The following is a 21,511-nucleotide window of genomic DNA, read 5'->3' as shown; positions in this document are numbered from 1 at the left end:
GCAACAGAGTAAATTAGCGGCTTTGCGACACGAAACGAGACTGACCTATGGCGAACTGGCATACCATTGACGAACTGCATGATATTTCCGCAGATTTACCGCGCTTCACTCAGGCGTTCACAGAACTTGCCACCCGTCTCGGGCTGGATATCGCGCCGCTTGAGGCCGATCACATCTCTTTGCGCTGCCACCAGAATGCCACCGCCGAACGCTGGCGGCGTGGCTTTGAGCAGTGCGGAGAACTGCTGTCGGAGAATATCATTAACGGTCGCCCGATCTGCCTGTTCAAACTTCACGCGCCGGTAACGGTGGCGCACTGGCAATTCACCGTTGTGGAACTGCCCTGGCCAGGAGAGAAGCGTTATCCGCACGAAGGCTGGGAGCATATCGAAATTGTTCTGCCTGGGGAGCCCGAGACGCTGAACGCCCGTGCGCTGGCGCTGCTTTCCGACGAGGGGTTAAGCCAGCCGGGTATTTTCGTCAAAACCAGCTCGCCAAAAGGGGAGCGCGAACGCTTACCGAACCCTACGCTTGCCGTAACGGACGGCAACGTGACGGTGAAATTCCATCCCTGGACTATCGAGCAGATCGTCGCCAGCGAAGCGTAAGCATTGTGAGCGTCGATCCAGACACCAATCGGGCAACGTGCCACGATGGTACGTTGAGTGAAATTTAAGGAGGATGACATGGCGCTGCTGGAAATTTGTTGTTACAGCGTGGAGTGTGCCGTCACTGCGCAACGGCAGGGGGCCGATCGCATCGAGCTTTGCGCGGCACCGAAAGAAGGAGGATTAACCCCGTCCTTTGGCGTGCTGAAATCAGCCCGTCAGGCCATCACTATTCCGGTGCACCCGATTATTCGCCCGCGCGGCGGTGATTTTTGTTATACGGCGGGTGAGTTCAGTGCCATGCTTGAGGATATCGCCCTCGTCCGTGATTCCGGTTTTCCGGGGCTGGTGATCGGTATGCTGGACGAAGACGGCAACATCGATCTTCCGCGTATGCGTCAGGTCATGCGCGCCGCCCGGGGGATGGCGGTCACTTTTCATCGTGCGTTCGATATGTGTCAGGATCCGATACAAGCCTTTGATACGCTGGCAGAACTGGGCGTGGCGCGCGTTCTGACGTCGGGCCAGCAGTCCTCGGCTGAAAAAGGACTGAAATTAATTACGGAACTAAAAGCATATTCCGGTGTTCCAATAATCATGGCGGGCGCAGGAGTACGCGCCAGCAATCTGGAACTGTTTTTAAACGCAGGGGTGGAAGAGCTGCACAGCTCGGCGGGTAAATGGATACCTTCACCCATGCGTTATCGCAATACAGGGTTGTCAATGTCGACGGATGCTGAAGCGGATGAGTACTCACGCTACGGTGTGGATGGAGAGTCGGTTGCGGTAATGAAATCGTTGATTGAACGTCATCACGTGTAGCAACGTACCGATTTTTACCGCGCATCATGTCGCCCAATATGATGCTTGCTTGTACCAGGCCCCTGCAACTTCAACAGGGGCCTTTTTTTCTCCTTCATATTTCAAGCCGCAGCCGCGTTGGCCGCCTCGCTCACCCCGGTCACTTACTGATGTAAGCTCCCGGGGATTCGCTGCGTTGCCGCCTTGCTGCAACTTGAACTATTTTGGAGAAAACGTGCGACGCGTAGGCCGGGTAAGGCGCAGCCGCCACCCGGCTAAAGGCTACGGCTTGGTCGCAATCAATACCGCACGCATCGGGGCCGGATAGCCTTCTATGGTTTTACTGTGATCGTCCGGGTCGAGGAATTGCTCCAGTGATTCGGTGATCATCCAGTCGGTGCGGCGCTGTTCCTCAACCGACGTCACGCACACATCGGCGATGCGTACATCGACAAATCCACATTTCTCCAGCCAGTTCTTCAGCGCCAGCGCGGAAGGGATGAAGTAAACGTTGCGCATCTGCGCATAGCGATCGCCCGGCACCAGAACGGCATGTTCATCGCCTTCGATGACCAGCGTTTCCAGCACCAGTTCGCCGCCGCTGACCAGCTGATCTTTCAACTGCCAGAGATGCTCCAGCGGGGAACGACGGTGGTACAGCACGCCCATCGAGAAAACGGTATCAAACGCTTTCAAGGCAGGGAGTTGCTCGATACCCAGCGGCAGCAGGTGCGCACGCTGGTCGTTACCCAGCAGCTTACGCACCGCTTCAAACTGGCACAGGAACAGCTGCATCGGATCGATACCGACGGCCAGATGCGCGCCTGCGCCGATCATGCGCCACATGTGATAGCCGCTACCGCAGCCCACGTCCAGAATGGTGCGCCCGGTCAGGTCGGATAAATGCGGCAGAACGCGATCCCACTTCCAGTCAGAGCGCCACTCGGTGTTGATATTTACACCGTACAGCGAGAACGGCCCTTTGCGCCACGGCATCAGGTTACGCATCAGCGTTTCGATGCGGTTGATCTGCCCGGCCGGGAGCGGCTCTTCGCTCTCCGCCGTCACGCTGTGCAGCAAATCCAGACGATGAGGCGTCAGTTCAGGCAGAAACTCCACGGCGTTGGACCACTGCTTCAACAGACCATGCTGCTGATCGCGCTGCCAGGTGGCAATTTGCGCAGGCAGGGTTTCCAGCCAGTGGGAAAGGTGGTTTTTGGCAATCAGCTGATAGAAATTACCGAACTCGATCATGCTGCGTCTCCGGCTTTAAGCGCCACCAGAGAACCAAAGTTAAAGCACTGGAACCACAGTTCGCTGTGTTCAAATCCGGCTTTGCGCAGGCGCGCTTTGTGGGTTTCTACGGAATCCGTCAGCATGACGTTTTCAAGCATGCTGCGCTTCTGGCTGATCTCCAGCTCGCTGTAGCCATTTGCACGCTTGAAATCATGGTGCATGTTGAACAGCAGTTCGCCCACGCTGGCGTCTTCAAAGCTGAATTTCTCAGACAACACCAGCGCGCCGCCCGGGTTCAGGCCCTGATAAATTTTATCCAGCAACCGCTGACGATCGTCCGGCACCAGGAACTGAAGGGTAAAGTTCAGAACCACCATCGAGGCGTTCTGGATGTCGATATCGCGGATATCGCCTTCTACCACCTCCACAGGCGTAGGGGCTTTATACGCGTCAATGTGGCGACGGCAGCGTTCAACCATGGCCGGTGAGTTATCGACAGCTACAATCTTGCAGCCTTCGTGATGAACGTTACGACGAATGGACAGCGTTGCCGCTCCCAGCGAACAGCCCAGGTCATAGACCTGCGTGCCGGGTTGAACAAAACGCTCCGCCAGCATGCCGATCATGGAGATAATATTGGAATAACCGGGAACAGAGCGCTGGATCATATCCGGGAAGACTTCGGCTACCCGTTCATCAAAGGTCCAGTCGCCCAGGCTGGCGATAGGCGCGGAAAAAAGCGTGTCGCGATCTGACATAACGTAAAAATCCGGGAAAAATAAAGGGGCATATTGTGCGCTAATGGAAGGAGAAAACCAACTCCCACGGCATATACCAAAGGTTAGCCAGCACCATCAGCAAAAGCGAGCACCAGGTCGCGCTCATGCCGGAACGACGCCAGCGGATCAGGCGGTGGTGAAAACCATAATAATGCATCAAACGCCCTGCTATCAGCAGTAGCCCACAGACGTGCACCATCCAGGTTTCTGCGCCATCCATCTCCATTAACAGCAGCAAAATTAACGCGACGGGAATGTACTCGACCGCGTTGCCGTGAATGCGGATTGCGCTTTGTAGCTCAGAAAATCCCCCGTCACCGTACGAGACGCGGTACTGCATTCTCAGGCGCACAACATCAAATGAAAACTTAATCAGCAGTAATGCACCTAACACCGCATACAGCGCGCTGACCATACTAACTCCCTGTTTTTGGCAGATGGCACGTCTCTATGATAGGGGGTGATTTCAGAAAAGAGAAGATTGTTGTGGGATGGACGGCGCGGGGCCAACCGACGGAACTGCCTGCTGCAAGGCCTGCCAGAGAGCATCGACCAGTTCAGGCGCCTGTGCGATATCCGGCGTATGTAAAAAAAGGTACGGCGTGGTGGTGTGCTCCCATTTCGCCAGCGTTTGCAGCCAGACGGCGAACATCTCCTCATTTTGCTGCATGTTATCGCTGCCGATAAACCGGACCATCGGGTTCTGTGCCGTTACGATCGCGTGGACGGGCACTTTAGGTTTTTTGCGCTGGGCATCAACAACGGCTTCGCTGTGCGGGATTGCGCTATGTACGGGGCGGCTGTCGAGGATCACGCGGTTGACCGATCGTTCATGCAGGCCGCGATTGAGCGCTTTCTCCGCGTCGCCCTTGGCAAAGAATTCCGGATGCCTTACTTCTACGCCGTAGGTGAAGCCATGCGGCAGGGCGTCGAGAAACTGCCAGAGGGCAGGCAGGTCGCGCGGGCCAAACGTGGCGGGAAGCTGGAGCCAGTACTGGCCAATACGGTTGGCCAGAGGCGACATCCGGGTGAAAAACTCGTGGGTTAAATCATCGCAGTTGCGCAGCGCGGCGTTGTGGGAGATGGTCGCCGGGAATTTAAAGCAAAAGCGGAAGTCGTCGCTGGTTTGCTCGCGCCAGCGTTCGACGATCTCCGCGCGGGGCAGAGCGTACAGCGTGGTATTGCCCTCCACGCAGTTAAAGTGTCGGGCATACTCTTCAAGGCTGGTAATACCCACGCGCACCCATTTCGGGTGCGACCACTGGGGCAGGCCCACGTACATCATAGCGCGCTGAGGATCTCATCCGTGCTGCGCACGCGACCGATACGCGGGAAGATATGGGTCATGCTGCCCTGGTGCTGATCCGCAGAGGCTGCGCTGCACGCATCTTCCGCGATCACCAGGTTAAAGCCCAGCTCCCAGGCGTTACGGGCGGTGGATTCCACACCGATGTTGGTGGAGATCCCGCACAGAATAATAGTGTCGATCCCGCGACGGCGCAGCTGGAGCTCCAGGTCGGTGCCGTAGAATGCGCCCCACTGGCGTTTGGTGACTTCTATATCGCTGTCGCGTTTACCGAGCGAGACAGGATATGTCCACCAGTTGTCCGGCAGCGCCTGCGCCGGGGCCTTGGCATCAACCGGCTGTTTTAACGCTTCGGCGAAATCAGCGGACCAGCCGACGCGCACCATAACAACAGGCGAGCCGCTGGCGCGGCATTTTTCTGCCAGGCGCGCAGCGCGGCTGACCACATCGTCAGCGGTGTGCGGACCACCGGCAAAAGGCAGAATGCCTTCCTGTAAATCAATGACCACAAGGGCGGTTTTGGTGGCATCAAGTGTAAACATCGTCACTCCCGTCAAATGATTGCTTTTCTACACCTTACGACGTGATGGCCTGTTATCGGTCGGATAATTTTGTTAATTTTTGTGAGAATAGGCAATAAGAGTTCAGCAAACGCGCGTCAGGCCGTGCTTCGCTCTTATCGTGCGGCAGAATTTCCAGTATAATAGCCGCCTTTTTTCATCCAGTTGTGACATACAGAAAGCTGCGACATCGTAGCCTGCGAGACAGGCGACAATCAGCCTGCGGCTAATTAAGGGATATCTCATGCGTACAGAATATTGCGGGCAGCTGCGTCAGTCCCACGTCGGGCAGCAGGTCACCCTGTGTGGTTGGGTCAATCGTCGTCGCGATCTTGGTAGCCTTATCTTTATTGATATGCGTGACCGCGAAGGTATCGTTCAGGTGTTCTTCGATCCGGATCGCGCTGATGCGTTGAAGCTGGCTTCTGAGCTGCGCAATGAGTTCTGCATTCAGGTGACGGGCACCGTGCGTGCGCGTGACGAGAAAAACGTCAACGCCGACATGGCGACCGGCGCTATCGAAGTGCTGGCGTCCGATCTGACGATCATCAACCGCGCGGAAGCGTTGCCGCTGGACTCCAACCACGTCAACACCGAAGAAGCGCGTCTGAAATACCGCTACCTGGATCTGCGTCGTCCGGAAATGGCTCAGCGCCTGAAAACCCGTGCGAAAATCACCAGCCTGGTGCGCCGTTTTATGGATGACCACGGTTTCCTTGATATCGAAACCCCGATGCTGACCAAAGCCACGCCGGAAGGCGCGCGCGACTACCTGGTGCCATCCCGCGTCCATAAAGGCAAATTCTACGCGCTGCCGCAGTCACCACAGCTTTTCAAACAGCTGCTGATGATGTCCGGCTTCGATCGCTACTATCAGATCGTGAAATGCTTCCGCGACGAAGACCTGCGCGCTGACCGTCAGCCAGAATTTACCCAGATCGATGTGGAAACCTCCTTCATGACCGCTGAGCAGGTGCGTGAGGTGATGGAAGCCCTGGTGCGTAGCCTGTGGAACGACGTGAAAGGCGTTGAGCTGGGCGATTTCCCTGTCATGACCTTCGCGGAAGCCGAGCGTCGCTACGGTTCCGACAAACCAGACCTGCGTAACCCGATGGAGCTGGTGGACGTGGCAGACCTGGTGAAAGCCGTTGAGTTCGCGGTCTTTGCTGGCCCGGCTAACGATCCGAAAGGCCGCGTGGCTGCCCTGCGCGTTCCGGGCGGTGCTGCCCTGAGCCGTAAGCAGATTGACGACTACGGCAACTTCATCAAGATCTACGGCGCGAAAGGTCTGGCCTATATTAAAGTAACCGAGCGTGCAAAAGGTCTGGAAGGCATCACCAGCCCGGTGGCGAAATTCCTGAATGCGGACATCGTGGAAGCGATCCTTGAGCGCACCGGCGCGCAGGACGGCGACATGATCTTCTTCGGTGCAGACAACAAGAAAGTGGTTGCGGATGCGATGGGCGCGCTGCGTCTGAAGCTTGGCAAAGATCTGAACCTGACCGACGAAAGCAAATGGGCGCCGCTGTGGGTGATCGACTTCCCGATGTTTGAAGATGACGGTGAAGGCGGCCTGACCGCGATGCACCACCCGTTCACCTCGCCAAAAGAGATGACGGCGGCAGAGCTGAAAGCGGCGCCGGAAGACGCGGTGGCAAACGCCTACGATATGGTCATCAACGGCTACGAAGTGGGCGGCGGTTCCGTGCGTATTCACAGCGGTGAAATGCAGCAGACCGTGTTCGGCATTCTGGGCATTAACGAGCAGGAGCAGCGCGAGAAGTTTGGCTTCCTGCTGGACGCCCTGAAGTACGGTACCCCTCCGCACGCGGGTCTGGCCTTCGGTCTTGACCGTCTGACCATGCTGCTGACCGGCACCGACAACATCCGTGATGTGATCGCCTTCCCGAAAACCACCGCAGCGGCGTGTCTGATGACTGAAGCGCCAAGCTTTGCCAACCCGGCCGCGCTGGCTGAGCTGGGCATTGAGGTGGTGAAGAAGGAAGAGAAAAACTGATATGGCATATAAGCGTCCCGTTTCGGTTCTGGTGGTCATTTATGCAGAAGACACGAAGCGGGTGCTGATGTTGCAGCGGCGCGACGATCCGGATTTCTGGCAGTCGGTTACCGGCAGCCTGGAAGAGGGGGAGACCGCGCCGCAGGCCGCCGCGCGTGAAGTAAAGGAAGAGGTCGCCATTGACGTTGCTCGCGAGCAACTGACCCTGAAGGACTGTCAGCGCACGGTGGAGTTTGAAATTTTTAGCCATTTACGTCATCGCTATGCACCGGGCATTGAGCGCAATACGGAATCGTGGTTCTGCCTTGCGCTTCCCCATGAGCGGGAGATCGTGTTCACGGAACACCTGACCTACCGCTGGGTGAATGCGGCGGATGCCGCCGCACTGACCAAGTCGTGGAGCAACCGGCAGGCGATTGAAGAATTTGTAATTAACGCTGCCTGAGAAGGCGCGATTTTTGGAGAACTTTTTATGGCAGGTCACAGTAAGTGGGCCAACACCAAACACCGCAAAGCGGCACAGGATGCCAAACGCGGTAAAATCTTTACCAAAATCATTCGTGAGCTGGTGACAGCGGCGCGTCTGGGCGGCGGCGATCCGGCTTCTAACCCACGTCTGCGCGCAGCGGTGGATAAAGCCCTGTCCAACAACATGACGCGTGACACCCTGAACCGTGCCATCGCACGTGGCGTGGGCGGTGATGAAGACGCGAACATGGAAACCATCATTTATGAAGGTTACGGTCCTGGCGGTACGGCGGTGATGGTTGAGTGTCTGTCCGACAACCGTAACCGTACCGTTGCGGAAGTGCGTCACGCGTTCACCAAAACCGGTGGTAACCTGGGCACTGACGGTTCTGTAGCGTACCTGTTCAGCAAAAAAGGCGTCATCTCCTTCGAGAAAGGCGACGAAGATGCGATCATGGAAGCGGCGCTGGAAGCCGGTGCGGAAGACGTGGTGACCTACGACGACGGCGCTATTGATGTTTACACCGCATGGGAAGAGATGGGTGCCGTGCGCGATGCGCTGGAAGCGGCTGGCCTGAAGGCGGATAACGCTGAAGTCTCCATGATCCCGTCTACCAAAGCGGACATGGATGCGGAAACCGCACCGAAACTGCTGCGTCTGATCGACATGCTCGAAGACTGCGACGACGTGCAGGAAGTGTATCACAACGGTGAAATCTCTGATGAGGTTGCAGCGACTCTCTGATGAGAGCCTGTAAACCGTTTACGGGAGACGCGTGATGTCGATTATTCTCGGGATTGACCCCGGCTCACGCGTCACCGGCTATGGCGTTATCCGTCAGGTGGGACGCCAGCTAACCTACCTCGGCAGCGGCTGTATTCGCACCAAAGTGGACGATCTGCCGTCGCGCCTGAAGCTCATCTATGCGGGCGTGTCGGAGATCATCACCCAGTTCCAGCCGGACTATTTCGCCATCGAGCAGGTCTTTATGGCGAAAAACGCTGACTCGGCGTTAAAGCTCGGTCAGGCGCGCGGCGTGGCGATTGTTGCCGCCGTGAACCAGGATCTGCCAGTGTTTGAGTACGCGGCCCGTCAGGTTAAGCAGACGGTGGTGGGCATTGGTAGCGCGGAGAAAAGCCAGGTGCAGCACATGGTGCGTACCCTGCTGAAGCTCCCTGCGAACCCGCAGGCCGACGCCGCGGATGCGCTGGCCATTGCGATTACCCACTGTCACGTCAGCCAGAATGCGATGCAAATGAGCGAGTCGCGGCTCAATCTGGCGCGAGGCAGGTTACGATAATGACAAATCAGGCTGGATGTTTATCCAGCCTTTTTTTATTATGTCGGCAGTTAATTTCTTCCAGAACGCAGGAGCGTCACGTGATAGGCAGACTCAGAGGCATCATCATTGAAAAACAACCCCCTTTAGTACTGCTGGAAGTGGGTGGCGTGGGCTATGAAGTCCATATGCCGATGACCTGCTTCTACGAACTGCCGGAGGCGGGCAAAGAGGCGGTTGTCTTTACCCAGTTTGTGGTGCGTGAAGACGCTCAGCTGCTGTACGGCTTCAATAACAAACAGGAACGCACCCTGTTCCGCGAATTGATTAAAACCAACGGCGTCGGGCCGAAGCTGGCCCTGGCGATTCTGTCCGGTATGTCAGCGCCACAGTTTGTGAACGCCGTTGAGCGTGAAGATCCGGCTGCGTTAATTAAACTTCCTGGCATCGGGAAGAAAACCGCCGAGCGCCTGATTGTCGAGATGAAGGACCGTTTCAAAGGTCTGCATGGCGATCTGTTCACGCCGGCAGCCGATCTGGTGCTGACTTCCCCGGGCGCGCCTGCATCGGATGATGATGCCGAGCAGGAAGCGGTTGCCGCGCTGGTGGCGCTGGGCTATAAACCTCAGGAGGCCAGCCGGATGGTAAGCAAAATTGCTAAACCGGATGCCAGCAGTGAAACTCTGATTCGTGAAGCGCTGCGCGCTGCATTGTGAGGTAAAGGATGATTGAAGCAGACCGCCTGGTATCGGCAGGCACTATTCAGCCAGATGACGTGGTGGATCGCGCGATCCGTCCCAAACTGCTGGATGAGTACATCGGCCAGCCGCAGGTTCGTTCTCAGATGGAGATTTTCATCCAGGCGGCAAAGCTGCGCGGCGATGCGCTCGATCACCTGCTGATTTTTGGGCCGCCGGGGTTAGGTAAAACCACCCTGGCGAATATCGTCGCCAATGAAATGGGCGTTAACCTGCGTACCACCTCCGGCCCGGTACTGGAGAAAGCAGGGGACCTGGCGGCGATGCTGACCAACCTCGAACCGCATGACGTGCTGTTTATCGATGAGATCCACCGTCTTTCACCGGTGGTGGAGGAAGTGCTCTATCCGGCAATGGAGGATTACCAACTGGATATCATGATCGGTGAAGGCCCGGCCGCGCGCTCGATCAAAATCGATCTGCCACCGTTTACCCTGATTGGCGCCACGACCCGCGCCGGCTCGCTGACCTCTCCACTACGCGACCGGTTTGGTATCGTGCAGCGTCTGGAGTTTTATCAGGTGCCCGACCTTCAGCATATTGTAGGGCGCAGCGCGCGCTACATGGGGCTGGATATGAGCGCAGAGGGGGCGTTTGAAGTGGCGAAGCGCTCCCGCGGTACGCCGCGTATCGCCAACCGCCTGCTGCGCCGGGTGCGTGACTTTGCCGAGGTGAAGCACGACGGCACTATATCGGCCGAGATCGCCGCCCAGGCGCTGGATATGCTGAATGTCGATGCCGAAGGTTTTGACTACATGGACCGTAAGCTGCTGCTGGCGGTGCTGGATAAGTTCTTTGGCGGGCCAGTAGGGCTGGATAACCTGGCGGCGGCAATTGGCGAAGAGCGTGAGACTATCGAGGACGTGCTGGAGCCGTATCTGATCCAGCAGGGCTTCTTACAGCGTACCCCACGTGGTCGTATGGCGACGGTGCGGGCGTGGAATCATTTCGGTATTACGCCGCCCGCGATGCCGTAAGCAGCGATAAATGGTAGCCCCGGTAAGCGAAGGGTATGAACCGGAAACATGGGTAACACTTTAGACCGGATACATGGGTAACAGTTATAACTGGCATAGAAGAGGAGACTCGCTATGCCCTGGACTGAGACCCGACCTATGCAACGCCTTGATTTTATCCGTGCCTGCCATGCAGGTACGGATTCTTTTTCAGCCCTCTGCCGTCTTTTCGGCATCAGCCGAAAAACCGGTTACAAATGGCTTCAGCGTTTTGACCCCTCTGACCTGTCATCTCTCTCTGACCGGTCGCGTGCTCCGCACTCCCACTCCCGGACCGTTCCTGATGATATCGCCGGGCAGCTTACGGCCCTGAGGCAGAAACACCCTGACTGGGGCCCCAAAAAACTGCGGATGTGGCTGCTCAATCATCACGTCGATTTTACCGTCCCTGCTGCCAGCACTATCGGCGATATCCTCAAGCGTGAAGGCCTGGTTCCCGATAAAAAGCGAAAACGCAGAACCCCGGGCAATCGCCAGCCCCTGACCATCATCAGTGAGAACAATCAGGTCTGGAGCGCTGATTTTAAAGGCAAGTTCAGGCTGCTGAGCCGGAAATACTGTCATCCCTTCACCCTGACCGACAATCACAGCCGGTATCTTCTAAGCTGCCGGGGAACGGACCGGGAGAGCGAGCCCTTCGTCAGGCAGTGCCTGACGGATGCGTTCCTGGAGTACGGTCTGCCGGAAGTCCTGAGAACGGATAATGGTCAGCCTTTCGCAGGAACAGGTATCGCCGGGTTAAGTCGCCTTGCCGTCTGGCTGATAAAGCTGGGCATCAGACCGGAACGAATCAGAAAGGGGCATCCGGAAGAAAACGGCCGTCATGAGCGAATGCATCGTTCGCTGAAAAGTGCAGTAAAACAGGGCAACACCTTTATGACGATGGAAGAACAACAGCGGTGGTTCAGTGACTACCGGGAAGAGTTTAACTACGAAAGGCCGCATGAAGCCCTGGCGGGTGCAACGCCCGGAACGGTCTGGCAGCCCTCAGGCCGGCACTGGGATGGCAGGGTTCCTGAATATGCTTATCCGGAAGGCGGTACGGTCTACAGGGTGAAATCAAGGGGGACACTCTATATGGGTAAAAAGGGGACGGTGTTCCTGAGTGAAGCGCTGACTGATGAGTACATCATGCTGGAAGAACAGGATGATGGCCTGGAGGCCATCATCTTTAACGGAATAACGCTTGCGTACTACGACCGAAAAACCCAGAGTGTGCTTCGGATAGACTGAAAAGTGTTACCTATGTTCCCGGTCTGATCTGTCACCTATGTATCCGGTCATACAGAAGCGCCACCGGGGACATGCTGACTACTGCGCGGTCTTTTTCATCATACTGAAAATAAACAACACCGCCGCGCACAATACCACCGACGGCCCCGCTGGCGTGTCATAAAACGCCGAGAAAGTTAACCCGCCCGTGACCGCGATCATTCCGATAATCACCGCGATACCGGCCATTTGCTCCGGCGTACGCGCAAAACGGCGCGCCGTGGCGGCAGGGATTATCAGCAGCGACGTGATGATCAGCGCGCCGACAAACTTCATCGCCACGCCGATGGTTAACGCCGTCACCAGCATCAATAGCAGCTTCACGCGCTGAAGCTTCACGCCGTCGACAAAGGCCAGATCCGGGCTGACGGTCATAGCCAGTAAATTTCGCCACTGCCACAGCAGGATCCCGAGCACCACTGCCACGCCAATGGCAATAGAAATCAGATCTTCGGGCGTGACGGCCAGCAGATCGCCGAACAGATAGGCCATCAGGTCCACGCGGATGTTTGACATCAGGCTCACTACCACCAGGCCCAGCGACAGGGCGCTGTGCGCCATAATGCCGAGCAGGGTATCAATTGCCAGATGAGGGCGTTTTTCCAGCCAGACCAGACCGGCAGCCAGCAGCAGCGTGACGACAATCACCGCATAAAACGGGTTCACGTCCAGTAACAAACCAAACGCCACACCCAGCAATGAAGCATGGGCCAGCGTATCGCCGAAATAGGACATTCTGCGCCAGACGACAAACGAGCCGAGTGGACCCGCGGCGCAGGCAAGCATAATCCCGGCCAGCCAGCCGGGCAGTAACAGTTCAATCATGAGTGTCCATTTCCCCGACGCAGGACGATTCGTCCCTGTAAATCATGGCGGTGATTGTGATTATGACGATAGATGCCCAGCTGCTCGGCGCCACGATGGCCAAACATAGAGATAAATTCCGGATGCATTGACACCACTTCCGGCGTGCCGGAACAACAAATGTGATGGTTCAGGCACAGCACTTCGTCGGTTTTGGCCATCACCAGATGCAGATCATGGGACACCATCAGCACCGCGCAGTTTAGCTCCCGACGGAGCTGGTCAATCAGATCGTACAGCGCAACCTGACCGTTAACGTCAACACCCTGCGTCGGCTCGTCCAGGACCAGCAGCTGAGGGCTGCTGAGCAGGGCGCGGGCAAGTAATACGCGCTGGGTTTCACCGCCCGACAGCTTTTGCAAGGGCGCCTCAACAAGATGTCCCGCCTGAACGCGTTTCAGCGCCGGGAGGATATCCGCTTTACGCGTACCGGGACGGAGGCGCAGGAAGCGGCTCACCGTCAGGGGCAGGGTGGCATCGAGGTGTAATTTTTGCGGCACATAGCCGATACGCAACTTGTCTTGGCGGACGATAACACCTGCGTCAGGGGCTACCAGGCCTAATACGACGCGTACCAGCGTCGACTTGCCTGCACCGTTAGGACCGAGCAGCGTGAGTATTTTGCCGGGCTTCAGATTCAGCGACACGTCAGAAAGGACGCGGCGCTGGCCGAATGAGACCGAAACATTTTCAAGAGAAACTAAAGTCGTCATGTCAATTTAAGCTTGCAGAAGTCATCGAATGTTATAATATCACATTCCACGCATTCATTACGATGATTAGTCGCATTATGTTACAGAAAAATACGCTTCTTTTCGCAGCTTTATCCGCTGCTCTTTGGGGTACAACAGCACAAGATGTTAACGCCGCCGTTGTCGCTTCGCTTAAACCGCTTGGGTTTATCGCCTCTGCCATCGCGGATGGGGTCACTGAGACCCAGGTTCTGCTGCCTGATGGTGCTTCCGAGCATGATTATTCCCTGCGTCCATCTGATGTAAAACGCTTACAGAACGCGGACTTAGTCGTCTGGATTGGTCCTGAGATGGAAGCGTTCATGCAGAAGTCAGCCAGACAGCTTCCCGCTGAGAAACAGGTGACGATTGCCGGGCTGTCCGGCGTGAAACCGTTACTCATGAAAGGCGCTGAGGACGAGGGTGACGAACACGACCACGACCATGCTCACGGCGAAAAAGGTGACGACCATCACCATCACGGCGAATACAACATGCATCTCTGGCTCTCCCCAGAGATAGCGCGGCTTACAGCGGTTGCAATCCACGACAAATTAGTGGAACTTATGCCGCAAAGTCGAATCAAACTCGACGCCAACCTGAAGGATTTTGAGGCTCAATTAGCCGCAACCGACAAACAGGTGGGTAACGAGCTCGCACCGCTTAAAGGAAAAGGGTACTTCGTTTTTCATGATGCCTACGGGTATTACGAGAAACATTACGGTCTGACCCCGCTGGGGCATTTTACCGTCAACCCTGAAATTCAGCCTGGTGCGCAGCGTTTACATGAAATCAGAACACAGTTGGTTGAGCAAAAAGCGACATGCGTTTTTGCTGAGCCACAGTTCAGGCCAGCGGTCGTAGAAGCCGTGGCCAGGGGAACATCCGTGCGCATGGGAACCCTTGACCCGCTAGGTACGAACATCCAGTTGAGCAAAGCGAGCTATTCGCAGTTCCTCAGCCAACTGGCAAATCAGTATGCGAGCTGCCTGAAAGGAGATTAACGAGGAAGTGAATACGTGCAACAGATAGCCCGCTCTGTCGCCCTGGCATTTAACAATCTGCCTCGACCCCACCGCGTTATGCTGGGGTCGCTTACAGTTCTCACGTTAGCGGTCGCCGTCTGGCGGCCCTATGTTTACCACCCGAGTTCCGCCCCCATCATCAAAACCATCGAACTGGAGAAGAGCGAGATCCGCTCTCTGCTGCCTGAGGCCAGCGAGCCTATCGATCAGGCCGCTCAGGAAGATGAAGCGATTCCCCAGGATGAGCTGGATGACAAGATCCAGAATGAAGCTGGCATTCATGAATATGTTGTTTCTACTGGCGATACGCTGAGCAGCGTCCTGAACCAGTACGGTATCGACATGGGCAACATCAGCCAGCTCGCCGCATCCGATAAAGAGCTGCGTAACCTGAAAATTGGTCAGCAGCTTTCCTGGACCCTAACGCCCGACGGCGATCTGCAACGTCTGACCTGGGAGATGTCCCGTCGCGAAACCCGCACCTACGATCGCACTGCAAACGGTTTCAAAATGACCAGCGAATTGCAGCAGGGCGACTGGGTTAACAGCGTCATGAAAGGAACCGTCGGCGGCAGCTTTGTTTCCAGCGCACGCGATGCCGGCCTGACCAGCGCTGAAATCAGCTCGGTGATCAAAGCCATGCAGTGGCAGATGGATTTCCGCAAACTGAAAAAAGGCGATCAGTTCTCTGTCCTGATGTCCCGCGAAATGCTGGATGGTAAGCGCGAGCAGAGCCAGCTGGTGGGCGTTCGTCTGCGTTCAGACGGCAAAGACTACTACGCTATTCGCGCGGAAGACGGTAAGTTCTATGACCGCAGCGGTACGGGTCTGGCAAAAGGCTTCCTGCGTTTCCCAACGGCGAAACAGTTCCGCGTCTCCTCCAACTTCAACCCGCGTCGTCTGAACCCGGTAACTGGCCGCGTAGCGCCGCACCGTGGCGTTGACTTCGCCATGCCGCAGGGCACGCCAGTGCTGGCGGTAGGGGATGGTGAAGTGGTCATGGCGAAACGCAGCGGTGCTGCTGGCTACTACGTTGCTATTCGTCACGGTCGTACGTACACCACCCGCTACATGCACTTGCGTAAACTGCTGGTCAAACCGGGCCAGAAAGTGAAACGTGGCGATCGCATCGCGCTGTCCGGTAACACCGGCCGGTCGACGGGGCCGCACCTGCACTACGAAGTGTGGATCAACCAGCAGGCGGTTAACCCGCTGACGGCAAAACTGCCGCGCACCGAAGGGCTGACCGGCAAAGATCGCAAAGATTACCTGGCGCAGGTGAAAGAGGTGATGCCGCAGCTGCGCTTCGACTAAGCTCTCCTGATTTAAAAAGCCGGCGTCAGTATGCGCCGGCTTTTTCTTTTGTGCGCGGGCGGCAGCCTCGCTACACTATCCGCATATATTTTTGCGTCACCAGACCCTGGAACCCGCATGGAAACCAAAAAAAACAATATTGAGTACATTCCCGAGTTTGAAAAATCTTTTCGCCACCCGCGTAACTGGGGCGCCTGGCTTGGCGTATACGCGTTTGCTGGCATGGCGTTGCTACCTGCTTCCCTCCGCGATCCGGTGCTCGGCAAAGTGGGGCGCCTGGCAGGGCGCTTAGGTAAAAGCGCACGCCGCCGCGCGCAAATAAATCTGTTGTACTGTTTTCCGGATAAAAGCGACGCCGAACGCGAAGCAATCATTGATGACATGTATACCACCGCGCCACAGGCCATGGCGATGATGGCGGAACTGGCGCTGAAAGGGCCGGAGAAGATCGTCGAACGCGTTGACTGGAAAGGGCTGGAGATCATCGACGAGATGCGTCGCAATGATGAAAAGGTGATTTTCCTGGTGCCGCACGGCTGGGGGGTAGACATTCCGGCGATGTTAATGGCGTCGCAGGGCCAGAAAATGGCGGCGATGTTCCATAATCAGGGAAACAAAATCTACGACTTCGTCTGGAATACCGTGCGCCGTCGCTTTGGCGGGCGTTTGCACGCCCGAAACGATGGCATTAAGCCTTTCATTCAGTCGGTACGTCAGGGTTACTGGGGCTACTATCTGCCCGATCAGGACCACGGCCCGGAACACAGCGAGTTTGTCGATTTCTTCGCAACCTATAAAGCCACGCTACCCGCGATTGGTCGCCTGATGAAAGTCTGCCGCGCTCGCGTGATCCCACTGTTCCCGGTTTATGACGGTAAAACGCATCGCCTGAGCATTGAGGTACGTCCGCCGATGGACGATCTGCTGACCGCAGACGATCACACCATCGCACGTCGCATGAATGAAGAGGTGGAGGTGCTGGTGGGGCCGCATAAGGAGCAATATACGTGGATCCTGAAGCTGCTCAAAACGCGCAAACCTGGCGAAACAGAGCCGTACAAGCGTAAAGAGCTTTTCCCGAAGAAATAGGAAACCTTCACCCCTCTCCCCTTAGGGGAGAGGGGATTGGAGCTTACTCTACGGTCAGTACGCGGGTGGTATTGGTTGAGCCGATGGTGCTCATCACGTCACCCTGCGTCACGATAACGATATCACCGGATACCAGATAACCTTTGTCGCGCAGCAGGTTCACGGCATCGTGCGCGGCGGCCACGCCGTCGTTGGTGCTGTCGAAGTATACTGGCGTCACGCCGCGATACAGCGCCGTCAGGTTCAGCGTACGCTCGTGACGGGACATGGCGAAGATCGGCAGACCGGAGCTGATACGGGACGTCATTAGCGCGGTACGGCCAGATTCGGTCATGGTGATGATCGCCGTGACCCCTTTCAGGTGGTTGGCTGCGTACATCGCAGACATCGCAATCGCTTCTTCCACGTTGTCGAACTGAATGTCCAGACGATGTTTAGAGACGTTAATGCTTGGGATCTTCTCTGCACCCAGGCACACGCGCGCCATGGCGGCCACGGTTTCTGCCGGATACTGACCTGCCGCGGTTTCCGCTGACAGCATCACCGCATCGGTACCATCCAGCACGGCGTTCGCCACGTCCATGACTTCCGCACGGGTTGGCATTGGGTTGGTGATCATGGATTCCATCATCTGGGTGGCGGTGATCACCGCGCGGTTCAGCTGACGCGCGCGACGGATCAGCGCTTTCTGGATACCGACCAGTTCAGGGTCGCCAATTTCCACGCCCAGGTCACCACGGGCAACCATCACCACGTCAGACGCCAGGATCACGTCGTCCATCGCGTCCTGATCGCAGACCGCTTCAGCGCGTTCCACTTTCGCAACGATTTTCGCATCGCAGCCTGCATCGCGCGCCAGGCGGCGAGCATAGTTCAGATCTTCGCCGCAGCGCGGGAAGGAGACGGCCAGATAATCCACGCCGATCTGCGCTGCGGTCACGATATCCGCTTTGTCTTTATCGGTCAGCGCTTCGGCAGACAGGCCACCGCCGAGTTTGTTGATGCCTTTGTTGTTGGAGAGCGGGCCGCCGACGGTCACTTCGGTGAATACCTTCATACCCTGAACTTCCAGCACTTTCAGCTGTACGCGTCCGTCGTCCAGCAGCAGGATGTCGCCAGGCACAACGTCAGCAGGCAGACCTTTGTAGTCGATACCCACTTTTTCCTTATCGCCTTCGCCTTTACTCAGGTTGGCATCCAGCAGGAATTTATCGCCGATGTTGAGGAAGACTTTGCCTTCTTTAAAGGTCGATACGCGGATTTTTGGACCTTGCAGGTCACCGAGGATAGCAACATGGCGGCCCAGTTTAGCTGCGATTTCACGCACTTTGTCGGCACGTAATTTATGGTCTTCTGGCGTACCGTGAGAGAAGTTCATGCGCACCACGTTGGCACCCGCGGCGATAATCTTTTCGAGGTTATTATCGCGGTCGGTGGCCGGGCCTAAGGTGGTGACGATCTTGGTTCTGCGAAGCCTTCTGGACATGTAATACTCCGTTGACTGAAACAACTTTGGTGTTGCGTGAACATAGAATCGGCCTTCATCTATCGCAAGGCAGTAGCGAGGGGACCGAATGCCGTAAATCGTACATCGTAGTTATTAGGGAACATCGCTCTTTATAAGCAATTCTTTATCAAAACGCGATTCTTTCAGGGCTTCCTTGACCCGCTTCAAGTTATCCCGGAATTTTGCGCCCCGGCGTAAGGTAAAACCGGTCGCCAGCACGTCGATGACCGTCAACTGCGCCAGGCGGGAGACCATCGGCATGTACATGTCGGTGTCCTCCGGTACGTCCAGGGTAATGGCGAGCGTCGCTTCCCGGGCCAGCGGCGTACCTGCCGTCGTCAGGGCGATGACCATCGCATCGTTGTCACGCGCGAGCTGCGCCAGCTCCACCTGGCTCTTGGTGCGGCCCGTATGGGAGATGAGTACCACGACATCATCTTCACTACAATTCATACAGCTCATGCGTTGCAGCACAATGTCATCGGAGTAAATCACCGGCACGTTAAAGCGAAAGAACTTATTCATGGCGTCATGCGCCACGGCGGCGGACGAGCCAAGGCCAAAGAAGGCAATCCGTTTGGCCTGCGTGAGAAGATCGACCGCGCGATTCACTGAACTCATGTCCAGAGACTGGCGAACGTGGTCGAGCGTGGCCATAGCCGATTCAAATATTTTTGCGGTGTAAGCATCAACGCTGTCGTCTTCATCTACATTGCGATTAACATACGGGGTGCCGTTTGCCAGACTTTGGGCCAGATGCAGTTTAAAATCAGGAAAGCCGCGCGTGTCCAGACTACGACAGAATCGATTGACCGTCGGTTCGCTGACGCCCGATTCCTGTGCCAGAGCGGCGATGCTTGAATGAATCGCCTGAGCGGGCGCGGCGAGAATAACTTCAGCCACTTTGCGCTCGGATTTGCTAAGGTGTTCCAGTTGAAACTGGATTTTTTCCAGCATGTTCATTGTTAACAAGACGCTCATGAGGGCATAAACGATTTCATAAAGAGATGAAATCTTGATTCGATTTAGCCGATATTACCCCCGGGACTCCCGAAAGGGTAATCGTCGACAAGAAATGTTGTTGTTTTTTTTCATTACTTGATCGACGTCGGGTTTTGCTCTGACCCTGTTGCGCAAAGAATCGACGTTTGTTGCGTCATCAGACGGGCGTAATGGCCCGGGCGACGAAAAATCACCGTATCGCACGCGACGTTAAGCGCTAATGGTTTCAGGAAACGCGTAAAAGCAGTACAGTGCATTGTAATAAAATTACAACGATACCTGGCAGAGTACCAGGCGATCTAACTGAGGAGAATGACATGGCGGTAACGCAAACAGCCCAGGCATGTGACCTGGTCATTTTCGGCGCGAAAGGCGATCTTGCACGCCGAAAATTGCTGCCTTCCCTGTATCAGCTCGAAAAAGCGGGCCAGATCCATCCCGATACCCGGATCCTTGGGGTAGGGCGCGCAGACTGGGATAAGGAGGCTTATACCAAAGTCGTGCGCGAGGCGCTCGAAACGTTCATGAAAGAGAAAATCGATGAAAGCCTTTGGGATAAGCTGAGCGGGCGTCTCGATTTCTGCAACCTGGACGTCAACGATGTAGGCGCCTTTACCCGTCTGGGTGAAATGCTTGACCAGGAAAATCGTGTCACTATTAACTATTTCGCCATGCCCCCAAGCACCTTCGGCGCCATCTGCAAAGGTCTGGGCGAAGCGAAGCTGAACGCCAAACCGGCGCGCGTGGTGATGGAGAAACCGCTGGGTACGTCGCTGGCGACCTCGCGTGAAATCAACGACCAGGTGGGCGAGTTCTTTGAGGAGTGTCAGGTTTACCGTATTGACCACTATCTGGGCAAAGAGACGGTATTGAACCTGCTGGCGCTGCGTTTTGCCAACTCCCTGTTTGTGAACAACTGGGACAACCGCACTATCGACCACGTGGAAATTACCGTGGCGGAAGAGGTGGGCATCGAAGGCCGTTGGGGCTACTTCGACCAGGCCGGCCAGATGCGGGACATGATCCAGAACCATCTGCTGCAAATTCTGTGCATGATTGCCATGTCTCCACCGTCAGATCTGACGGCCGACAGCATTCGTGACGCCAAAGTGAAAGTACTGAAATCACTGCGCCGTATTGACCGCTCCAACGTACGTGAGAAAACCGTGCGCGGCCAGTACACCGCAGGTTTTGCCCAGGGGAAAAAAGTTCCTGGCTATCTGGAAGAAGAGGGCGCGAACAAGTCCAGCAACACCGAGACGTTTGTGGCGATCCGCGTGGATATCGACGACTGGCGCTGGGCCGGTGTGCCGTTCTACCTGCGTACCGGTAAACGTCTGCCGGCAAAATGCTCCGAAGTGGTGGTCTACTTCAAAAATCCGGAACTGAACCTGTTCAAAGAATCCTGGCAGGAACTGCCGCAGAACAAACTGACCATCCGTCTGCAACCGGACGAGGGTGTGGATATTCAGATCCTCAACAAAGTGCCAGGCCTTGATCACAAACACAACCTGCAAACTACCAAGCTGGACCTGAGCTACTCTGAAACCTTCAACCAGACGCATCTCGCCGATGCTTACGAGCGTCTGCTGCTGGAAACCATGCGTGGTATCCAGGCGCTGTTCGTCCGCCGCGATGAAGTGGAAGAGGCGTGGAAGTGGGTCGACTCCATCACTGAAGCGTGGGCAGCCGATCAGGACGCGCCAAAACCGTATCAGGCGGGAACATGGGGACCTGTCGCCTCCGTTGCGATGATCACCCGGGATGGCCGCTCCTGGAACGAGTTTGAATAACCCCCCTCTCTAGCCCAAAGGTGTTATTTTACCGGTAACATGATCTAACACAGCAAGTGGCATAATTTTTATCTTTTAAGCTCCG

The 21,511-nt window shown here is 56.2% G+C and carries 22 protein-coding genes; 13 read left to right on the top strand and 9 right to left on the bottom strand.

Features of this window, described 5'->3' with window-relative positions:
• Positions 1-47: 47 nt before the first annotated feature.
• Positions 48-608, top strand: a complete 561-nt coding sequence (locus ACQG0T_RS13520; RefSeq protein WP_015570274.1) for a VOC family protein — start codon at positions 48-50, stop codon at positions 606-608.
• 78 nt (positions 609-686) lie between these two features.
• Positions 687-1,430 (top strand): copper homeostasis protein CutC, encoded by a 744-nt coding sequence (gene cutC / locus ACQG0T_RS13515; RefSeq protein ID WP_023294933.1) that lies wholly within the window; start codon positions 687-689, stop codon positions 1,428-1,430.
• A gap of 261 nt (positions 1,431-1,691) precedes the next feature.
• On the opposite strand, the gene cmoB is transcribed toward cutC, so the two are convergent.
• The 5 genes from cmoB to ACQG0T_RS13490 are packed head-to-tail and all read right to left on the bottom strand — an operon-like array spanning position 1,692 to position 5,272.
• Positions 1,692-2,663, bottom strand: a complete 972-nt coding sequence (gene cmoB / locus ACQG0T_RS13510) for a tRNA 5-methoxyuridine(34)/uridine 5-oxyacetic acid(34) synthase CmoB (RefSeq protein ID WP_015570275.1) — start codon at positions 2,661-2,663, stop codon at positions 1,692-1,694.
• The gene (gene cmoA, locus ACQG0T_RS13505) at positions 2,660-3,403 is read right to left on the bottom strand and encodes a carboxy-S-adenosyl-L-methionine synthase CmoA (protein ID WP_003859735.1); all 744 of its coding nucleotides are present in this window, start codon (positions 3,401-3,403) and stop codon (positions 2,660-2,662) included. Before cmoA ends, cmoB begins: the two co-directional genes overlap by 4 nt.
• 40 nt (positions 3,404-3,443) lie before the next feature.
• Positions 3,444-3,839 (bottom strand): MAPEG family protein, encoded by a 396-nt coding sequence (locus tag ACQG0T_RS13500; protein WP_003859737.1) that lies wholly within the window; start codon positions 3,837-3,839, stop codon positions 3,444-3,446.
• A 51-nt stretch (positions 3,840-3,890) separates the two neighbouring features.
• Positions 3,891-4,709: a DUF72 domain-containing protein gene (locus ACQG0T_RS13495; protein ID WP_271040313.1), complete on the bottom strand. Its 819-nt coding sequence runs from the start codon at positions 4,707-4,709 to the stop codon at positions 3,891-3,893.
• Complete coding sequence (locus ACQG0T_RS13490; RefSeq protein WP_015570278.1) at positions 4,706-5,272, bottom strand: hydrolase; 567 nt, start codon at positions 5,270-5,272, stop codon at positions 4,706-4,708. Before ACQG0T_RS13490 ends, ACQG0T_RS13495 begins: the two co-directional genes overlap by 4 nt.
• A 262-nt stretch (positions 5,273-5,534) precedes the next feature.
• Between ACQG0T_RS13490 and aspS the strand changes: the two genes are divergently transcribed.
• From aspS to ACQG0T_RS13455, 7 genes are all read left to right on the top strand, one after another.
• A complete protein-coding gene (aspS, locus tag ACQG0T_RS13485; RefSeq protein ID WP_017384352.1) occupies positions 5,535-7,307 on the top strand; it encodes an aspartate--tRNA ligase in 1,773 nt (590 codons plus the stop codon).
• A gap of 1 nt (position 7,308) precedes the next feature.
• Complete coding sequence (nudB, locus tag ACQG0T_RS13480; protein WP_006811037.1) at positions 7,309-7,752, top strand: dihydroneopterin triphosphate diphosphatase; 444 nt, start codon at positions 7,309-7,311, stop codon at positions 7,750-7,752.
• Positions 7,753-7,779: 27 nt separating this feature from the next.
• The gene (locus ACQG0T_RS13475; protein WP_003859747.1) at positions 7,780-8,520 is read left to right on the top strand and encodes a YebC/PmpR family DNA-binding transcriptional regulator; all 741 of its coding nucleotides are present in this window, start codon (positions 7,780-7,782) and stop codon (positions 8,518-8,520) included.
• Between the two features lie 34 nt (positions 8,521-8,554).
• Entirely contained in the window at positions 8,555-9,076 is a 522-nt protein-coding gene (gene ruvC, locus ACQG0T_RS13470) for a crossover junction endodeoxyribonuclease RuvC (protein WP_003859749.1), read from the top strand.
• A gap of 80 nt (positions 9,077-9,156) precedes the next feature.
• Complete coding sequence (gene ruvA / locus ACQG0T_RS13465; protein WP_003859751.1) at positions 9,157-9,771, top strand: Holliday junction branch migration protein RuvA; 615 nt, start codon at positions 9,157-9,159, stop codon at positions 9,769-9,771.
• A gap of 8 nt (positions 9,772-9,779) precedes the next feature.
• Positions 9,780-10,790, top strand: a complete 1,011-nt coding sequence (ruvB, locus tag ACQG0T_RS13460) for a Holliday junction branch migration DNA helicase RuvB (RefSeq protein ID WP_108393987.1) — start codon at positions 9,780-9,782, stop codon at positions 10,788-10,790.
• A gap of 114 nt (positions 10,791-10,904) precedes the next feature.
• Positions 10,905-12,062 carry a DDE-type integrase/transposase/recombinase gene (locus ACQG0T_RS13455; RefSeq protein ID WP_023295456.1) on the top strand — a complete coding sequence of 386 codons (1,158 nt, stop codon included), beginning with the start codon at positions 10,905-10,907 and terminating at the stop codon, positions 12,060-12,062.
• Positions 12,063-12,140: 78 nt separating this feature from the next.
• On the opposite strand, the gene znuB is transcribed toward ACQG0T_RS13455, so the two are convergent.
• Both znuB and znuC read right to left on the bottom strand, forming a co-directional pair.
• Positions 12,141-12,926, bottom strand: coding sequence for a zinc ABC transporter permease subunit ZnuB (gene znuB / locus ACQG0T_RS13450; RefSeq protein ID WP_015570280.1), 786 nt, complete (start codon positions 12,924-12,926; stop codon positions 12,141-12,143).
• Positions 12,923-13,678 carry a zinc ABC transporter ATP-binding protein ZnuC gene (znuC, locus tag ACQG0T_RS13445; RefSeq protein WP_017384350.1) on the bottom strand — a complete coding sequence of 252 codons (756 nt, stop codon included), beginning with the start codon at positions 13,676-13,678 and terminating at the stop codon, positions 12,923-12,925. The genes znuB and znuC overlap by 4 nt, the downstream gene beginning before the upstream one ends.
• A 77-nt stretch (positions 13,679-13,755) precedes the next feature.
• Between znuC and znuA the strand changes: the two genes are divergently transcribed.
• The 3 genes from znuA to lpxM all read left to right on the top strand — a co-directional run bounded on the left by znuA (position 13,756) and on the right by lpxM (position 17,124).
• A complete protein-coding gene (gene znuA, locus ACQG0T_RS13440) occupies positions 13,756-14,700 on the top strand; it encodes a zinc ABC transporter substrate-binding protein ZnuA (RefSeq protein WP_003859760.1) in 945 nt (314 codons plus the stop codon).
• Positions 14,701-14,715: 15 nt separating this feature from the next.
• Positions 14,716-16,035 (top strand): murein DD-endopeptidase MepM, encoded by a 1,320-nt coding sequence (gene mepM / locus ACQG0T_RS13435; RefSeq protein WP_003859762.1) that lies wholly within the window; start codon positions 14,716-14,718, stop codon positions 16,033-16,035.
• 117 nt (positions 16,036-16,152) lie between these two features.
• A complete protein-coding gene (lpxM, locus tag ACQG0T_RS13430) occupies positions 16,153-17,124 on the top strand; it encodes a lauroyl-Kdo(2)-lipid IV(A) myristoyltransferase (protein WP_015570283.1) in 972 nt (323 codons plus the stop codon).
• A gap of 43 nt (positions 17,125-17,167) precedes the next feature.
• On the opposite strand, the gene pyk is transcribed toward lpxM, so the two are convergent.
• Both pyk and ACQG0T_RS13420 read right to left on the bottom strand, forming a co-directional pair.
• Positions 17,168-18,610, bottom strand: coding sequence for a pyruvate kinase (gene pyk, locus ACQG0T_RS13425; RefSeq protein WP_003859767.1), 1,443 nt, complete (start codon positions 18,608-18,610; stop codon positions 17,168-17,170).
• Positions 18,611-18,724: 114 nt separating this feature from the next.
• Positions 18,725-19,594 (bottom strand): MurR/RpiR family transcriptional regulator, encoded by an 870-nt coding sequence (locus ACQG0T_RS13420; RefSeq protein ID WP_003859769.1) that lies wholly within the window; start codon positions 19,592-19,594, stop codon positions 18,725-18,727.
• Between the two features lie 356 nt (positions 19,595-19,950).
• Between ACQG0T_RS13420 and zwf the strand changes: the two genes are divergently transcribed.
• Positions 19,951-21,426: a glucose-6-phosphate dehydrogenase gene (zwf, locus tag ACQG0T_RS13415; protein WP_003859771.1), complete on the top strand. Its 1,476-nt coding sequence runs from the start codon at positions 19,951-19,953 to the stop codon at positions 21,424-21,426.
• Positions 21,427-21,511 lie beyond the last annotated feature (85 nt).

This window comes from Enterobacter cloacae complex sp. 302F9 (genome assembly GCF_050030335.1).
Taxonomy (GTDB): Bacteria; Pseudomonadota; Gammaproteobacteria; order Enterobacterales; family Enterobacteriaceae; genus Enterobacter; species Enterobacter hormaechei_C.
Note: the sequence above shows the minus strand (reverse complement) of the source record. Positions and strands in the feature narration are given on the sequence as shown.

Excerpts from the sequence above, each read along its gene's own strand:
- ACQG0T_RS13520 (WP_015570274.1), top strand. The coding sequence starts at position 48 with ATGGCGAACTGGCATACCATTGACGAACTGCATGATATTTCCGCAGAT.
- cutC (WP_023294933.1), top strand. The coding sequence starts at position 687 with ATGGCGCTGCTGGAAATTTGTTGTTACAGCGTGGAGTGTGCCGTCACT.
- cmoB (WP_015570275.1), bottom strand. The coding sequence starts at position 2,663 with ATGATCGAGTTCGGTAATTTCTATCAGCTGATTGCCAAAAACCACCTT.
- cmoA (WP_003859735.1), bottom strand. The coding sequence starts at position 3,403 with ATGTCAGATCGCGACACGCTTTTTTCCGCGCCTATCGCCAGCCTGGGC.
- ACQG0T_RS13500 (WP_003859737.1), bottom strand. The coding sequence starts at position 3,839 with ATGGTCAGCGCGCTGTATGCGGTGTTAGGTGCATTACTGCTGATTAAG.
- ACQG0T_RS13495 (WP_271040313.1), bottom strand. The coding sequence starts at position 4,709 with ATGATGTACGTGGGCCTGCCCCAGTGGTCGCACCCGAAATGGGTGCGC.
- ACQG0T_RS13490 (WP_015570278.1), bottom strand. The coding sequence starts at position 5,272 with ATGTTTACACTTGATGCCACCAAAACCGCCCTTGTGGTCATTGATTTA.
- aspS (WP_017384352.1), top strand. The coding sequence starts at position 5,535 with ATGCGTACAGAATATTGCGGGCAGCTGCGTCAGTCCCACGTCGGGCAG.
- nudB (WP_006811037.1), top strand. The coding sequence starts at position 7,309 with ATGGCATATAAGCGTCCCGTTTCGGTTCTGGTGGTCATTTATGCAGAA.
- ACQG0T_RS13475 (WP_003859747.1), top strand. The coding sequence starts at position 7,780 with ATGGCAGGTCACAGTAAGTGGGCCAACACCAAACACCGCAAAGCGGCA.
- ruvC (WP_003859749.1), top strand. The coding sequence starts at position 8,555 with ATGTCGATTATTCTCGGGATTGACCCCGGCTCACGCGTCACCGGCTAT.
- ruvB (WP_108393987.1), top strand. The coding sequence starts at position 9,780 with ATGATTGAAGCAGACCGCCTGGTATCGGCAGGCACTATTCAGCCAGAT.
- ACQG0T_RS13455 (WP_023295456.1), top strand. The coding sequence starts at position 10,905 with ATGCCCTGGACTGAGACCCGACCTATGCAACGCCTTGATTTTATCCGT.
- znuB (WP_015570280.1), bottom strand. The coding sequence starts at position 12,926 with ATGATTGAACTGTTACTGCCCGGCTGGCTGGCCGGGATTATGCTTGCC.
- znuC (WP_017384350.1), bottom strand. The coding sequence starts at position 13,678 with ATGACGACTTTAGTTTCTCTTGAAAATGTTTCGGTCTCATTCGGCCAG.
- znuA (WP_003859760.1), top strand. The coding sequence starts at position 13,756 with ATGTTACAGAAAAATACGCTTCTTTTCGCAGCTTTATCCGCTGCTCTT.
- lpxM (WP_015570283.1), top strand. The coding sequence starts at position 16,153 with ATGGAAACCAAAAAAAACAATATTGAGTACATTCCCGAGTTTGAAAAA.
- pyk (WP_003859767.1), bottom strand. The coding sequence starts at position 18,610 with ATGTCCAGAAGGCTTCGCAGAACCAAGATCGTCACCACCTTAGGCCCG.
- ACQG0T_RS13420 (WP_003859769.1), bottom strand. The coding sequence starts at position 19,594 with ATGAACATGCTGGAAAAAATCCAGTTTCAACTGGAACACCTTAGCAAA.
- zwf (WP_003859771.1), top strand. The coding sequence starts at position 19,951 with ATGGCGGTAACGCAAACAGCCCAGGCATGTGACCTGGTCATTTTCGGC.